15 protein-coding genes and 1 pseudogene are annotated in these 15,412 nt (G+C 33.8%); 4 read left to right on the top strand and 12 right to left on the bottom strand.

Annotated features, from left to right (window positions below):
• Positions 1-22 precede the first annotated feature (22 nt).
• Positions 23-1,171 carry an NAD(P)-dependent malic enzyme gene (locus FD46_RS03040; protein ID WP_057895717.1) on the bottom strand — a complete coding sequence of 383 codons (1,149 nt, stop codon included), beginning with the start codon at positions 1,169-1,171 and terminating at the stop codon, positions 23-25.
• A 262-nt stretch (positions 1,172-1,433) separates the two neighbouring features.
• On the opposite strand from FD46_RS03040, the gene FD46_RS03045 reads away from it, so the two are divergent.
• Positions 1,434-2,384, top strand: a complete 951-nt coding sequence (locus FD46_RS03045; RefSeq protein WP_057895718.1) for a sugar-binding transcriptional regulator — start codon at positions 1,434-1,436, stop codon at positions 2,382-2,384.
• On the opposite strand, the gene FD46_RS03050 is transcribed toward FD46_RS03045, so the two are convergent.
• From FD46_RS03050 to FD46_RS03080, 9 genes and pseudogenes are all read right to left on the bottom strand, one after another.
• Positions 2,385-3,173 (bottom strand): alpha/beta fold hydrolase, encoded by a 789-nt coding sequence (locus FD46_RS03050; RefSeq protein ID WP_057895719.1) that lies wholly within the window; start codon positions 3,171-3,173, stop codon positions 2,385-2,387. It lies immediately after the preceding gene.
• A 360-nt stretch (positions 3,174-3,533) separates the two neighbouring features.
• Positions 3,534-3,740, bottom strand: a pseudogene (locus FD46_RS10180) (2,3-bisphosphoglycerate-dependent phosphoglycerate mutase); the annotation flags it as partial.
• Positions 3,741-4,299: 559 nt separating this feature from the next.
• Positions 4,300-7,593 carry a DEAD/DEAH box helicase gene (locus FD46_RS03055; protein WP_057895720.1) on the bottom strand — a complete coding sequence of 1,098 codons (3,294 nt, stop codon included), beginning with the start codon at positions 7,591-7,593 and terminating at the stop codon, positions 4,300-4,302.
• Positions 7,586-8,863, bottom strand: a complete 1,278-nt coding sequence (locus FD46_RS03060) for a sigma-70 family RNA polymerase sigma factor (RefSeq protein ID WP_057895721.1) — start codon at positions 8,861-8,863, stop codon at positions 7,586-7,588. Before FD46_RS03060 ends, FD46_RS03055 begins: the two co-directional genes overlap by 8 nt.
• Positions 8,864-9,058: 195 nt before the next feature.
• On the bottom strand, positions 9,059-9,343 hold the full coding sequence (locus tag FD46_RS10730) for an HNH endonuclease (RefSeq protein ID WP_157047079.1): 285 nt from the start codon (positions 9,341-9,343) through the stop codon (positions 9,059-9,061).
• Positions 9,306-9,635, bottom strand: a complete 330-nt coding sequence (locus tag FD46_RS10400; protein ID WP_057895722.1) for a hypothetical protein — start codon at positions 9,633-9,635, stop codon at positions 9,306-9,308. Before FD46_RS10400 ends, FD46_RS10730 begins: the two co-directional genes overlap by 38 nt.
• A gap of 319 nt (positions 9,636-9,954) precedes the next feature.
• On the bottom strand, positions 9,955-10,146 hold the full coding sequence (locus FD46_RS03070; protein WP_057895723.1) for a hypothetical protein: 192 nt from the start codon (positions 10,144-10,146) through the stop codon (positions 9,955-9,957).
• Between the two features lie 193 nt (positions 10,147-10,339).
• Positions 10,340-10,585 carry a hypothetical protein gene (locus FD46_RS03075; protein WP_057895724.1) on the bottom strand — a complete coding sequence of 82 codons (246 nt, stop codon included), beginning with the start codon at positions 10,583-10,585 and terminating at the stop codon, positions 10,340-10,342.
• A gap of 33 nt (positions 10,586-10,618) precedes the next feature.
• Positions 10,619-11,086, bottom strand: coding sequence for a hypothetical protein (locus FD46_RS03080; RefSeq protein WP_057895725.1), 468 nt, complete (start codon positions 11,084-11,086; stop codon positions 10,619-10,621).
• Between the two features lie 282 nt (positions 11,087-11,368).
• Between FD46_RS03080 and FD46_RS03085 the strand changes: the two genes are divergently transcribed.
• The 3 genes from FD46_RS03085 to FD46_RS10195 all read left to right on the top strand — a co-directional run bounded on the left by FD46_RS03085 (position 11,369) and on the right by FD46_RS10195 (position 13,281).
• Positions 11,369-11,674: a restriction endonuclease subunit S domain-containing protein gene (locus tag FD46_RS03085; protein WP_057895726.1), complete on the top strand. Its 306-nt coding sequence runs from the start codon at positions 11,369-11,371 to the stop codon at positions 11,672-11,674.
• 317 nt (positions 11,675-11,991) lie between these two features.
• Positions 11,992-12,918, top strand: a complete 927-nt coding sequence (locus tag FD46_RS03090; protein WP_057895727.1) for a site-specific integrase — start codon at positions 11,992-11,994, stop codon at positions 12,916-12,918.
• A gap of 141 nt (positions 12,919-13,059) precedes the next feature.
• Complete coding sequence (locus FD46_RS10195; RefSeq protein ID WP_157047080.1) at positions 13,060-13,281, top strand: transposase; 222 nt, start codon at positions 13,060-13,062, stop codon at positions 13,279-13,281.
• A gap of 110 nt (positions 13,282-13,391) precedes the next feature.
• On the opposite strand, the gene FD46_RS03095 is transcribed toward FD46_RS10195, so the two are convergent.
• Positions 13,392-14,078 (bottom strand): 2,3-diphosphoglycerate-dependent phosphoglycerate mutase, encoded by a 687-nt coding sequence (locus FD46_RS03095; RefSeq protein WP_057895728.1) that lies wholly within the window; start codon positions 14,076-14,078, stop codon positions 13,392-13,394.
• Between the two features lie 141 nt (positions 14,079-14,219).
• Positions 14,220-15,401, bottom strand: coding sequence for a MalY/PatB family protein (locus FD46_RS03100; RefSeq protein WP_057895729.1), 1,182 nt, complete (start codon positions 15,399-15,401; stop codon positions 14,220-14,222).
• Positions 15,402-15,412: the final 11 nt, after the last annotated feature.

Here is a 15,412-nt window from a genome sequence, read left to right on the forward strand (position 1 = left end):
TTCCTAAATCCCTTTTATTTTATTATTTTTTTTGATAGCTTTTTGTAATAGCTTGTGTGACAGTATCTACAACCCCTGGATCAAAAACGCCGGGAATTATTTTTTCTTTGGTAGGATTCTCTACCATCTCTGCTAATGCCTTGGCAACAGTTTTCTCTACTTCAAAATCAACTTTTTTTAAACCGCTATGAAGCAAACCTTTAAATAAACCTGGGAAAACAAGAATATTATTAACTTGATTTGGGTATTGGCTTGAACCGGTAGCAACAATCTCTGCTCCAGCATCAAGCGCAACTTGGGGATCAATTTCAGGAACCGGATTAGCTAGAGCAAATATGATTGCTCCAGCTGCCATTTTTTTTACTTGTGCAGCTGACAACACATTTGCATCTGACAAACCAATGAATACATCTTGACCAGCAATTACGTTTTCGAGCTTTTTTCCCTTTACATCATAATTAATCTCAGCAGCTAATTTTTTCTGATACTCATTATAATCAGCAGAATCTGCTCGTATGACTCCCTTAACATCTACCAAAGTAATTTTATTAATCCCAGCATTTTTCAGCAAAGCAGCCGTTGCAAGACCCGCGGCCCCCACTCCATTAACTACTACCTTCAAATCAGTCAAAGGTTTATCAGCTACTTTAGCTGCATTAATCAGTCCTGCAAGAACTACTATTGCGGTTCCTTCTTGATCATCATGGTAAACAGGAATATTGATTTCCTTGCTTAGCTTTTCTTCAATTTCAAAGCATTTAGGTGCAGCAATATCTTCTAAATGAATTCCAGCAAAAGATTTTGAAATATTTTTGATTGTTTCAACAAACTCATCTGCTGTAACCTGTTCCACTGCCAGTGGCAGTGCATTAACTCCAGAAAAGTCTTTATACAATAAAGACTTGCCTTCGACTACCGGTAATCCACCAGCAGGTCCGATATTTCCAAGCCCAAGAACTGCTGAACCATCTGTAACAACCGCAATCAGCTTACCGCTTAAGGTCAGCCTTTTTTTCATTTCTGGATGCTGCTCAATTTCTTTCGAAAGGTTAGCCACTCCAGGTGTATACGCTTTACTCAAATCACTGCGGTTTTTAACAGCCATCTGTGGGGCAATCCCCAAAACACCAATATGTTTTTCATGAAGTCCCAGAATCTCCTCTTTATTCATTAATCGTTTCTCCTCCAATATTCATGTGTAAAAAATAACAATTGCTATCAACTGAATATACTACACTATTTTTTAAATTTATCAAATATTAATTTGTTTTTTTAATTTTTTAAAATAAATAAGCGCTTTATATTGGAAATTTAAATTATTATTTTATTTTTGTAATAGCTAATGCTCTAAAATTCACAAATATAGCTGATATTAAAATATATTGAGTTACCTTTAAATGCTATACTTAAATAAAAGAATGGGGGTAGTAACGATGGACAGTCTATCTTATCAGGAAAAGTTGGCTCGAATTGCCCAAGATTACTATTTATCAAAAATGACAATTTCACAGTTAACCAAAAAATACCAGATCAGCCGTTATCTAATTAGCAGATATCTGGATGATGCACTCTCTTCAGGGATAGTTAACATTGAAATTAAGTCTCCAACTGCTAGAAATTTTCAACTTGAATCTGTTTTCAAAAAAAAATTTGCAATAGCTCATATTTACATTTTAAAAAATGAAAACAACCCTAGCAGTGACGGCTCCAACATTATTAAATACGCAGCGGAGCAAATTCAAACAATTATTAATCAGTCCAATATAGTCGGGCTATCCTGGGGAGGAACAGTTTTCAACATCATTGATCATTTTCATAGTGATGTAAAACCTAAATTAACATTTACACAATTTATGGGGGAAAATATGAAATACAATTCTCTCGCAGGTTCAACCCGAATGACTGAAAGGGCAGCTAATAAGCTGGGAGCACAGTATGTAACCATGCCTGCACCCCTTTATATCACTAATAATACTATCAGAAAGGAGCTTCCTGAAGAACCCGCACTACGTAAAACTTTTAAAATGGCCCATAAGATGGATATGTTATTTTGCGGTCTTGGAACGTTTTCTTCAATCAATTCAATTCCAGCCTGGAAACAAAGCAAAAGTTTGATTTTTCCAGACGTTGACCCTTCTAAGATTGCCGGAATGCTTTTCGGGCGTCCTTACGATATTAATGGTAATTTTTTAATACCCACAAAGGACACAACTTTAAGTATTGATCTGCAGTCAATTATGGCTACGCCGAGAAAATTCGGTATACTAAAAAGCCGGTTCAAAACCAATGCAGCGCTTGGCGCTTTGCGCGGCAATATATTAACCGACTTAATAATGGATGAAAGCATTGCTCAGAGAATTCTTTCAGCTGATAAAGAGATGTAGTTAAACTTTTTTCAAAAAATTGAACATTATGTTATTATACGCGGCTGCTTGTTCAGCCATAACAATGTGTCCGCAATTATCAATTACCCTCGCTTCTCCCATAGGCGCTAAGGCTACTGCTGCTTCTGCAAAGTCTGGATTAAAGTAAGGGGATTGTCTGCCCGCAATAATTAGAAGCGGTACCTTTAAACAACTGATAATATCACGCCAATCTTGAAAAGAATGGTCTACCAAAAATAAATAGTTAAGCTGTCTATCATAAGGATGGGCTGCATTAACTTTTTTTATCTTAGAAAAAAGTTCATCGTCAATCCGAGTGAAGGTTGCATGCCTAAAAGACATCATAAGTTCCTCAGGGAAGTTATCCCATGTTAAATTTTTAAAGCCATAAGGCCAATCCGGAGTAGAAATCATTTTAGGGCTTTGGTCAACGTCAATAATTGCTTTAACTTCTTTATAGCCGTATAAAGAAATATAGGCAAAGATTGTGGCTGCCCCCATTGAATTTCCTATAAAGATTACATTATCAGCTTTCAGGTATTCAAGTAATTCATGGATATCAATTGCATGACGGGAAATTCTTAATCCCCTTGTTGTATGTTGGGATTCCCCTTGGTTTCTTGCATCCACATTAATGACACGGTACCCTGCATTTATTAGGGCTGTTACTTGGCTACTCCAAATTAAGCGGCTGCCGCCAATTCCACTTAGAAGTATCACTGGCTGCTGCTCCTTTTTTCCATAATCATCGAATGCAATTTTAATATCGTCAGAGGTTTTAAAAAACATTTTTTAACCTTCTTTTAAATTTTTTATGTTTTAATTACACTGAATATTGAACAAGTATAAATAAAAACTATTATTTTATTCAAAATAACTCTTTTAAGTTTGCAAAAACTAAGGCCCTTACTTAAGTAATATACCTCTTTTTGCTGGTAATTGAATCTTCAAGTAATTTAATAATAGTGAAATTTATCCAAGCTTATCCGTTTTGGTCATAAACACAATGTGTACGTTTGGCAAATTCAATTAGTTCAAAGTTAAATTTTTACTTCTTGTAAAACAAAACACAGTAAAAAATCTGCACATAAAATAAGGTCCAACCCTTTTAAAAAGAGCTGAACCTTATTTGTTTTATTATATTTGGGTTTAAAGTTTTTCTTTCTTAACAACTTTCAACTGATTATCCAGGTCATAAACAACTGGCTGGCCGGTGGTCATTTCAACACCCATGATATCTTCATCTGAGATACCTTCGATGTACTTTGTAAGAGCACGCAATGAGTTACCATGTGCTGCGATAATGACGTTCTTGCCGTCTAATAATTTAGGAGCAATTTGGTCTTCCCAGAATGGATCTCAAAAGAGCTCACAAAGCCTATCATACCGCTATTTTTCATTAAATATTGAGTTGACAACTTGGACCAGTTTTCGTCAAAATAATGGTACAAAACGTTATGAAAAGGAACTTTAGCACACTAAAATTAATCATGTCTTCATTTCAAGCATTTGGAAGGGAAGACTACATTACACATCAGAGATGAATTGAAAAACATACCCTATTTGCCCTAAATGCCCTGCGTATGTTTCTGTATTGTATGTAAATAGATATTTTTTAAATTATTTATCAATATTTTTTAAGCATAATCAGCCTCTACCCGTATTTTCTTGAATTTATTATAGTGACTAAAAATTTACCTCCATGTTGTATTACCAGGATATTATTGTTATTTGTATGATACCTTTACAAATTAGATAAAATTATTTGTATTCGTATGCTCTCCTACGAAAATATTGTTATGCCAAGAATTATTGTAAAACTATTTCTTTAGATACAATTTTTTTGGTTTATGTTATGGAAATTGTGGAATAAAAAGAAAGCTTCAGCTTTCTTGACTGAAACTAACTCAATAATTTAATTTTCACTCTTTTTCGATAACACATCCCTTACTTCGTTTGGTAAGATTCCCATGAAATAATTTTCAATGTTATCCCAGAACCATTTTGAATAGTTGATGATTCTTTTCTTAACACTTGGCTCGGGCTGCTCTTTCATAAATAGATATTTAAGCATCTCAACACTAGTATAGTGCTTGAGTTGAACATCCTGTAATATATTATTTTGATAAAATTTACCTTGTTTAATTGCTTTTTCCAATGGATAAACTGAGTTCATTCTCAAATAGATCTGCGGATTATTCCCCCCAATTATTTGGTAATTTAACATTTTCCTTGCTTCACCAATACCTAAAGCAGCAATTTTTGCATCAATATCATCCCCCCGTGAGCGAAAATAGAACGAAATGACTTTATTAGTTTCCTTAACAAAGTTATCATCAGGTTTTAAAATATTCGTTATTGAACCCATTATAAATCTTGAAAACACATCTCCATCCTGGTAAATGATGTACCTTTGTTTGTTTTCACTGCTATTAGTTCTTTCTGCAATAAACTTGATATCTTTAATTTTTCCAAACTCGAACGCTGAGTTAATGATCGCCTGGGCAAAAGCACGGGCCTCAAACTTATCTGAAATCTTCAAAGATCTCATAAAGTGATCCCCAAGACCATCGATCGTAAACTGACTTCCAGTAATCTTTTGTTTATTAATAAAATTTTCAAATGAGTTAAGTATAATCTTGTAATGGGATAGTAGATTTTCAATAGTAATATTATTGTTCAATGCAACTTCAACACCTGAGGTATAAGCAAATTTTTCAAATAAATTTTTATGCTCAAGTTTTTTACGTTCATCTACATTAAACAACGCAAATTTGAAACTTGGGAATGACATTCTTTTATAATATTTTTCCCAAATTCCACTCAGATTTACTTGATAAACAGCCGCATATGTGTTGCTTTTTAAATCCACTTCTTTGGAAAAATATTTACCAAGTCTTGACTTAATGAGAGTTACTTCAAGTTCTGATGTAACAAAAATCAAGTCATTACCAAAAAGGCTTCTAGGACGTGCAACAAAAGGCGAATATCCCAATTTATTTGGTGAAGAAAAGTCTTTCTCAATCATCAGAAGTACTGTTTTTACCTTATTGTCAAGAGAATCTTCATCACGTTTGTTTTGTACAAAAATATATTTGAAATCTTCGGGACTAATAATTAGATTACGATTGTTACCCTTTTCTTTATATACTGATAGGATTTTCCGCATCACTTCAAGTATCTGATCCTTTCTAATCGCTGACATACCATGAAGCTGCCTGACTTCATTCATATCGCGAGAAAGAAAGTCAATCATTCCAAAGCCATGAGGAACCTTACTTTTATCTCGGGCAGCACGACCAATTTCCTGAATATAATCAACAACATTTCCAGTTGGAGCATAATGGTAAACATTAGTTATATCAGGAATATCTATTCCCATTCCAAATGCTTTCGTAGCTAAAATAAATTGAAGTTCACCAGATTTGTATTCTGATAACACTTCGTCTTTTTCTTCTTTCTGGAGAGTTCCAAAGTATTTACCAGTTTTTTTTGCAATTTCTGGTTCATTTTGAACGACAAAATTATAAAAATCTATTAACAATCTCACGGTTGGAAAGTATAGAAGAGACTTTTGCTTTTTCTTCATCGCCATTTTCAAGTGTTTTAACGCAAGTGTGTTCTTCGTTTTGCGATAGTCTCTACCTTCAGCATCTAAATCTTTTTCACTACTTCTAACACTCATCAATAAATCATCACGACGAACATCTCCGAAGTAAGAAATCGGGCTTATCATATTTAAGCTATTACGAGTATCCAAATACATATCTTCTCGCCCACCATAAATTGCAGTGGCAGTAAATGTTACAATTGGAAATTTATACTTTTTTCGTAATTTAGCAAGATATATACCTAAATACCAATAGTCAGCTCGGAATGATTTTCCCCAGGTCGTTACGATGTGTGCTTCATCAATAATAACTACACCAATACTTCTATCACCAATTAGCATTTTTATATCACTTCTAGCTTGTAATGTTTCTGGAGATAAATAAAGTATATCCACTTCTTGACTTTGAACCTTCGCTAAGATTTTTTCTTTCTCAAATGGTGGTGTATTTCCATTAATTGTTGCAGATGTATTTACACCTTTTCTCCTCATGTTATCAACTTGATCATTCATCAAACCAATCAGTGGAGAAATTACAAGTGTTAGTGGTTTATCATTAAAATATTTTTCTGCTAAATATAATGCTGGAATCTGAAACATGACAGATTTACCTGCACCGGTTGATGCAGTTATATAAACATCACGGAACGATTCGCCATGCATAGCATTTTCAGCTTGTATCACAATATCATCAATAATCTGTGCTTGTGAAATATTAATTGTTTCCTTTAAGTGGCTCTCAATATTTTTATAAAACTTTATTTCACGGTAACTGTCATAACCATAGATGTCTTTTAATATTTTGATATATTCATCTTCGTTCTCGATAATTTGACGTCTTATGGATAAAGTTGAAAAATAAAAATTAACTTCAGAAAAAGCTGAAATAATATTTAGTCTTTCGAGATATTTATTTGGGAGTGTATCTGCTGCCCCTGAAAAAAATAATACAATATTCGGTTTACTAGATTTAGTTAGAATTTCTGATTCAAGGTCCAAAAAGGGAATTTCATCATCAGAAAGTTCAATACGTTGAATATTTTCTAATGGATATTCAACAGAATAGTCTACATTTATAGGAGATGCTTCATAATATGGAACAATTTCAATTTTTTCTTCAAATTCAGGATATGTCACATAATAGTTACCAGTTTGTTTTGAATAATCAATCTGGCCATAGAAAAATGAAACATTTTCAAGCAATTTTTCCTGTTCAGGTTCCAACTCATTATCTTCTTGATAATAAAGATAATGATAAATATTATCTACATTCGAAAGTGTTCTCCTATATGGATACTGCTTGTCGTATAAATTATTCGCAAGAACAAACACTGGCATTTTATTAATGATCAGCTGTTCCTTAAAAAATTGATATTCTTCGATGGTCATCCATTTATAAGGTTCATCAAATGTTCTGTTGTCGATCACTTCATCAACAACTTGTTCTCGAATAACATCAAGATTTAACTTGTCATAATAGTCAATATCAAAAGTAAAATATTTACTTGAGACGGGTAACACTTCTTTGTCAAATCCCATCAATACTACAATGCTATTTCTACGAGACCTTATCAACTCTTTTATTTTATTTTCAATCATGATAGAAACCCATCAACCTTTCAATAACATTTGGATGTCGTAATTTTCTAATAGCCTTCGATTCTATTTGTCTAATTCTTTCCCTAGTGACTCCTTGAACTTCACCTATTTCTTCAAGAGTATGTTTTACTCCATCAATTAATCCAAATCTGAGCAATAATATTGTCTCTTCCCTATTGGTTAAATGTTCTTTAAATATATTTTTCAATTCTTGCTTTAATGCTTCTTCTTCAGCAGATTCCTCTGGGGTTTTATTATTTTTGTCAGGAATAAAATCACATAGGTAACTTTTCTCCTCATTTCCAATTGGAATATCTAGGCTGGTTAAATTTGCCATATTTCGATATAACTTTAAGTTTCTAAGTTCTTTTTTCGATATTTCTAAGTCATCAGCTAATTCATCATCAGTAGCAGTCCTACTATTTTCATTCCAAAATTGTGCTTCGATTTTAGTAAACCTTATGATTCTTTCTCTCATGTGTACAGGAACACGAATCGTTGTACTGCAGTCAGCAATACTTCTCGTAATTCCTTGCCTAATCCACCATGTTGCATAAGTTGAAAATTGATTGCCTAAACTAATATCAAATTTTTCAGCTGCTTTCATCAAACCTTGTATCCCAGCCTGTGCCATATCGTTTACATCAAATGCGGGAGTAGATAATTTTGCATACCGATTTACAATTTTCCAAACTAATCTTTCATTTGCCTTTGCAAGATCATCTAATACGGTCCTTTTTTTCTCAAAATCAATATCATCATTATGTAAGTCAATTAGGTATTCAAAGTTTTTACTTTTATCTACAACATCTTGTAAAAAAGACAATTCTGCGTTGAATTTTTCATCGTCTAAGACCTCATCGAGACAGTCTAAATCTAAATCATCAAGAAAATCAAAGTCCCCTAAATCCATTTCATTATGTACATCGTTAATTATAGAATAACCGGAGGAATCTAAGTGTGTCCTAACTTTTTTTTGAAGATCAGAATTAATATTTTCTACTTCAAACCACTTATCAAGGTTACTTTGTTTTAATTCCTTTTTAGGGCCAATCATTATAAAAAGTTTATCTAATTTTTTCTTTAAATAATATTTTGAATACTCTATGGTAATATTCAAATCCCCAAGTTCTTTATATACTGCATCTTTTTCATCCGCACTGATTGAATAATCATGGAAGAGACTATCTATAACTCTACTCTTAATCTTACTACCGAACATCAGGTTATCATTGATGTATTCAATTATAGTTTCCAAATTTTGTGTCATTGCTAATCCTCCTCCCCGTAGTAATTGCAATATCTTGTCAATCATTAATTTTACTTATATCATTCGCTACAAAACAACAACCATACATATCTTGATTAGTAAATGCTAATAACATTAGTCGGTAAATCTAAAAAGCTTACACATATACATTTGCACAAGAAAAATGATTTTTTCTATTTTGTATGTAGTCAAAATTTAATTTTTGTTTTCGCTGATAATTTTTTTCAATTCAGAAAAGGAAAGTATCTCATTTTTATGTCGGTGTACCATTCGGTGACAATTAGAACACAAAGGAATTAAATCTTTAAAAGGATCTACAATGATTTCTTCTTCAGTACTAAACAATGGCTTAATGTGATGAATTTCTATATAGTCCGCACCTAAATTCCCATAAACCTTACTAAAATTAAACCCACAAGCCGCACAACTTAGTCCATGATACTCAAATAGCCTTTCGCCTATTCTCAGGACTACGCTCATATTTAGTTGTATATATAAATTTCTTTTTACCCTCGTATATCACCGATTCTAGTGGGTTAAAAGAAAAGTCTCCAATTAAATTTTCAATTTTATTAGCAATGTTTGAAGGTACCTTACGTATGCTCTGGATGTTACCATTAATTCCTAAATCATTTAACTGTCCCCAATTTATTATTGAAGAAATATATTGTATTTTCTGAAGAGTGAACCATGGTGGAGTATTGCCAAAATCCATTGTAGAGCTTGAAAATTCTGAGTCATCAATGTGATAATTAGTTACATTAGTTTCCAAGACACTTGCCTTTACAATTAATCCTTGTGTTGGCTTAGCTTCATAAATATAAACAACATCCCCCCACGTTTACCATTTTAGTTTTTCCTTGCTTCCAGTGTATTTTCTCTAAGGCTTCAAAACTTTCTCGTGCCCTATAATATTTAGGATTAGATGGAAAAATAAAGAACTTCATTGTTACATCTCCCTTTAAGCAGATAATTATCCTCAAAGCTAAATATTAACTCACTATTTTAATATCATAATAACATTTAGCATCACAGAGAAGTGTACACTTTGACCATCATCTTTATTTATTCAACTTCAAGAACTTGCTTTTTTATGGCACTTGATAATACACCTTTCCATCTTTAAGTAAGAGATTAGTTTCTTGTGTAAATAAATCCATGGATACTTCTTGTGGTTCAAAGCTTTTTAAGTTTTGCTGATACTGAATTATTTTTTCTACATCTGAATCTATTTTTTCATATTGCCATTTCTCGTTGAATTTAGCCGCTAAACCAAAGATCATACCTTCAATACCTTGCTTAGAATATCGATGATTGTCTAAATCTACGTTGTACTCATCTCGTTTCTTTTCATGCCATCCTTTTATAACTTCAAAAAGTTGATTAGCTTTTTCTAAATATTCATTATAGATGTCAAAGTATCCTTACCCTACCCCATTTTTATTACTAAATAACAATGACAAACGACCAATTTCTCTAAGAATTGACAATAAACATTGTTGAAAAAATAGCACCCCCTTTTAATTCACCTACTTTTTTTAAGTAACCATTAATTCTATCTTTATCTGGGCTCGCCACTAAAGAATTAATTTCATCGTTGACTTGTTCCATTAGTTCTGTTGCTTTATCACGATAGTTCATTAAGGTATTTCTGTGTATAGTTCTAGTCTCAACATCATTTAAAATTTCAACACTAAATCTAGCACAGTCTTTTAGATTCATAATTAGTGAACGAATCCTACTTTTAAATTCACGTTACTGAAACTCTTTAATTTCAGTAATTGAATTATTTAAATAATTCATTTTGGAACTGATTTCAGTCATATAATATTGACCAACAACCATTGAAACAGCATTCATTACATTAGCCGTTGATAACATTTTTGATGGCTTTGCCTCTTTTAATAAGGCTTGACCTTTAATTTTTCCATTTTTCCCCTGGACAAAACCTCGAAGATAATCACCATCTCCATGGGCTTTAACTAAAGTTTCTCCTTTTTGTATAACAACTTCATAAAGCCCATTTTTACTATTTCCAATAGAAACATTCTTAGTAATTAACTCAGCAAACTTTGGAGATAATGAAATGGGTTCATCTAAAACTGCACTATCTGTAATTTCATGTAACTGTTTATTCAATATATCTTTATCCGTTTTAGAAATAAATTTAAGCTCATTTTTGTTTTCTAAGTCTTCGTTATTCTTCTTCATCCAAAAAACCATAGTAACGCCCCTTTTTAATCCCCAAAATTCTTCTAAAAAATAAATATTTGCGATAACTGTTCACAGATATTTACTACTATTACATAATTCTAATTTTAGAATAATGAGTTCTTTAAATTATTTCAACTTATTTCATTATATAAAGTAAATAAATTTAACAACGATAGTTGATTTATATTTCTTAGAGCATATTAAACATGCACTGTTGTAGATTGGAAACAGCGTAAGTTAGAAAAAGTTTTTGATTTTTCAATTTCTACAAACTCTCTATCTCGTGTACATTTGAACTATGATGAAGGTGAGATTAAGACTGTCCATTATGGGGACATTCTTGTAAAATATGGGCCAATTCTAGATATTAGTAGGGACAAAATTTCTTTTATAACAGATGGCGCACTGGATAAATATAGAAACAGTTTATTGGAGAATGGGGACATTATTTTTACTGATGCTGTGGAAGACGAAACGGTTGGAAAAGCTGTTGAAGTTAATGGTATAAAAGACAATTATGTTGTATCAGGACTTCATACAATCGTAGCTAGACCAAAAGAAAAAATGGTTGTTTTTTTTTGCGGGATATTACATTAATTCAGATACATATCATAGACAACTTTTGCCTTTAATGCAGGGAACCAAAATTTCTTCAATTAGTAAAAGTAATCTTCAAAAAACGATAGTTTCATATCCAAAAAGCACAAATGAATAGTCTAAAATCGGTATCTTCTTCAAGCAACTCGACGATACTATTACCCTTCATCAACAAAAGCTTTTTCTCTTAAAGCAATTTAAAAAAGGATTTCTACAAAAGTTGTTTATCTAAATATGGTTTCAAATTCAACTCCTCTCCTAGATAATTAATCAAACAGCTGTTAAAGCTGTTAAAAAATTTAGGAGGGTATTCTTTTATGGTTTCAAAAAAATCTTCGCAACTTTTTTTCAGATACTTTGCAGATTGGATAAATGTATACAAAGTAAATGCTGTGCGCGAGGTGACATTAAACAAATATTACATGAGTTTACAATGGTTAAGAAAATTAGCACCTAAACTTAAAGTTAGCGAACTCAACAGGCGCACATATCAGCAGTTAATTAATGACTACGCAATTGAACACGAGAAACAAACTACGATGGATTTTCATCACCAAATCAAAAGTGCGATTTTAGATGCACTAGATGAGGGTATAATTAAACAAAATCCAACACGGAAAATCACTATTAAAGGCAAAACTCCAAGAAAGAAGAAAGTTAAATATTTAAGCCAGACTGATTTACAATTGCTTTTGCGACAACTCCAACTTGGAAAAGAATTAAATTGGGACTGGTTTATCTTACTTATTGCCAAAACAGGTATTCGTTTTGCTGAAGGATTAGCTTTGACACCAAATGACTTTGACTTTGGTACTCAGATGCTAACAATTAATAAAACTTGGAACTACCGTACCGCAGAAGGAAAGTTTCAGCCAACGAAAAATATTTCCTCAATTAGGAAGATACAATTAGATTGGCAAACCGCAATGCAATTTTCACAAATGATTAAAAATCATAACGGACAACAGCTAATTTTTGTTAACGGAAGGTTCTTTAATTCGACAATAAATCATCTTTTAGAAATACTATGTAAACAAACACATATTCCAGTAATTTCTATACATGGGTTAAGGCATACACATGCATCATTATTATTATTTGCAGGGGTTTCAATCGCTACAGTTGCTCAAAGATTAGGGCACTCTAGCATGACTACGACTCAGGAGACTTATCTGCATATCATTACAGAGCTTGAAGCTCAAGACAGTCAAAAAATTATGCAACAGATGGCAACATTAATATGATAAAAAAGCTCGGGTGACTAAAACCGGTTCTACAATATTGGGTGTTGATGGAAGTTCATCAACACCCAATTTTCATGTACAATAAAAGGACAAGTCCTCAAATGCACCACCCTATACCGACCAAAGTAAAAGTAAAGGCAAGTGAGAAAACATGTCCCAAGAACATTCTATCGAAAATATCTACCACTAATTAAAAACATGATGGCAAATAACTATTCAAACGACCCACTAAAAGGGGTCAATAGGAAAATCAAACAAATTAAACGTACCGCATATGGATATAGAAACTGGTCACATTTTTACACTCGAATTAGAATTGAATTTACGATTAAAATAAAAAAAAGAAAACCAATTCGAAAATAAATTGATTTTCTCATAAAGATTTCTCATCAACAGCGGTTGACAAAGAGCCTAAAAAAGCCATGGTCCCTTTGAGGGAAGCCATGGCTTTTGTTATTTATTATCGTTTGTTATTAAAGCTTTTCTTTCTTAACAACTTTCAACTGATCATCCAGGTCATAAACAACTGGCTGGCCGGTGGTCATTTCAACACCCATGATATCTTCATCTGAGATACCTTCGATGTACTTTGTAAGAGCACGCAATGAGTTACCATGTGCTGCGATAATGACGTTCTTGCCGTCTAATAATTTAGGAGCAATTTGGTCTTCCCAGAATGGAATTACACGTTCCAAAGTAACTTTCAGGTTTTCGCCGCCTGGAATTGCACGTGGATCAAGATCTGCGTAACGACGATCCTTTGCTGCAGAGCCTTCATCATCAGCACTCAATAATGGGGGTAAAACATCGTAAGAACGACGCCAGATGTGAACCTGTTCGTCACCATACTTTTCAGCAGCCTTTGCTTTATTCTTAGCCTGCAATGCGCCATAATGACGTTCGTTCAAGCGCCAAGTCTTTACTTCAGGAACCCAAAGTTGACCTGATTCTTCCAAAGCATAGTGCAGAGTCTTGATAGCACGCGTCAAAACAGATGTATAAGCTTGGTCAAATTCAAGACCTGCTTCTTTAATCTTACGTCCTGCTTCTTTAGCTTCTTCTACACCTTTTTCACTTAAATCAACATCTACCCAGCCAGTGAAAAGGTTTTTCAAGTTCCATTCACTTTGTCCGTGACGAATAAAAACTAATTTTGTCATAGTTAGCGAAAACCTCTTTCATATTTGATTTGTTTACACCACATATTTTACACTGAAACACAAAAAATTCATAGTGAAACTAAAAGCAAATTACGAAAAGCTTGCTTAAGTTCATAATCTGTAAACCAAGCCATACTCTCTTTAGTTTTGAATAGCAGCACACAGCGCATCCGCAGCCTTTTCAATATTAGCCGGAGTAGTTGCCAAGTTAACTCGGATAAAGCCTTTGCCGACGGGTCCGAATTCTTCGCCGAAATCTACCGCCAGCCTTGCGCGGTGTTTAATTACCCATTCTAGTTTTTCCGGCGGAATAACCTGTGAAAGATCAATCCAAGCGAGATAGGTTCCTTCCAGGTCATAGACCGTAATCTGTGGAAATGCAGTCGTCAACCGCTTTTTCAAATATTCATAGTTATGTTTAATTACCGAAAACATCCCGGCTAGCCACTTCGCTCCATGCCTATAAGCTGCCTCGCTTGCAACCTTTCCAAGCAGGCTGCCAGCTGGATCATGCAATCTCTCAATACAATGATCATAGCGTTCCCGCAATTGCGGATTGGGAATAATAACGTGGCTGTTCTGCAGTGCTGCTAAATTAAATGTCTTTGAAGCAGAATCAAGCATTATTACATTATCCCGATAATAGCCATTCTTAATAGATAATGCAGACACAAAAGGCCGCTGTCCGACTATCAAGTCATGATGGATCTCATCTGAGATCAACAGCACCTTTTCTTGCCGGCAGATCTCCAGTAAATCTTCAAGTTCGCTACTGCCCCAAACACGTCCGACCGGATTATGCGGAGAACACAGCAGCAGGAGTTTAACATTTTTTTCCTTCATCTTTGCTTGAATATCAGCCAGGTCCATCTCATAATGCGTTCCATTTCTTTTAAGGTTGGAAACAACCGGCTGCCGCTCGTTGCTGACAATCACATTCATAAAAGGCCCATAAACAGGCTGAAGAAGCATGACGGCATCTCCTGGTTCACTCAGACAGCTGACCAAAACACTAAGAGACTGCACTACCCCTGTCCCAAAGCGCATCCAGTCGCGTTCCAATTCAGTCCCGTAACGAGATTTTTGCCACTTGAAGTATGCTTCATAATAACTGTCGGGAGTAAGAGAATATCCGTAAGCCCCATGTGCGATTCTTTCTTGCAGTGCAGTCGTCACTGCGTCTGGAACTTTAAATTCTGTGTCCGCAACCCATAAAGGCAAAAGGTCATTTGAACCAAACTTATCTTTCATCCCATCCCATTTTACAGAAGCGCTTTGACGCCGCTCAACCGCATATTTTTCAACAAATTCTGTTAATTCCATTTTAAAAATTC

It is taken from the genome of Liquorilactobacillus oeni DSM 19972 (genome assembly GCF_001436275.1).
Lineage (GTDB): Bacteria > Bacillota > Bacilli > Lactobacillales > Lactobacillaceae > Liquorilactobacillus > Liquorilactobacillus oeni.

Excerpts from the sequence above, each read along its gene's own strand:
- FD46_RS03055 (WP_057895720.1), bottom strand. The coding sequence starts at position 7,593 with ATGATTGAAAATAAAATAAAAGAGTTGATAAGGTCTCGTAGAAATAGC.
- FD46_RS03095 (WP_057895728.1), bottom strand. The coding sequence starts at position 14,078 with ATGACAAAATTAGTTTTTATTCGTCACGGACAAAGTGAATGGAACTTG.
- FD46_RS03090 (WP_057895727.1), top strand. The coding sequence starts at position 11,992 with ATGGTTTCAAAAAAATCTTCGCAACTTTTTTTCAGATACTTTGCAGAT.
- FD46_RS03045 (WP_057895718.1), top strand. The coding sequence starts at position 1,434 with ATGGACAGTCTATCTTATCAGGAAAAGTTGGCTCGAATTGCCCAAGAT.
- FD46_RS03060 (WP_057895721.1), bottom strand. The coding sequence starts at position 8,863 with ATGACACAAAATTTGGAAACTATAATTGAATACATCAATGATAACCTG.
- FD46_RS03040 (WP_057895717.1), bottom strand. The coding sequence starts at position 1,171 with ATGAATAAAGAGGAGATTCTGGGACTTCATGAAAAACATATTGGTGTT.
- FD46_RS03070 (WP_057895723.1), bottom strand. The coding sequence starts at position 10,146 with ATGATCTTTGGTTTAGCGGCTAAATTCAACGAGAAATGGCAATATGAA.
- FD46_RS03050 (WP_057895719.1), bottom strand. The coding sequence starts at position 3,173 with ATGTTTTTTAAAACCTCTGACGATATTAAAATTGCATTCGATGATTAT.
- FD46_RS03075 (WP_057895724.1), bottom strand. The coding sequence starts at position 10,585 with ATGAATCTAAAAGACTGTGCTAGATTTAGTGTTGAAATTTTAAATGAT.
- FD46_RS03080 (WP_057895725.1), bottom strand. The coding sequence starts at position 11,086 with ATGGTTTTTTGGATGAAGAAGAATAACGAAGACTTAGAAAACAAAAAT.
- FD46_RS03100 (WP_057895729.1), bottom strand. The coding sequence starts at position 15,401 with ATGGAATTAACAGAATTTGTTGAAAAATATGCGGTTGAGCGGCGTCAA.
- FD46_RS10730 (WP_157047079.1), bottom strand. The coding sequence starts at position 9,343 with ATGAGCGTAGTCCTGAGAATAGGCGAAAGGCTATTTGAGTATCATGGA.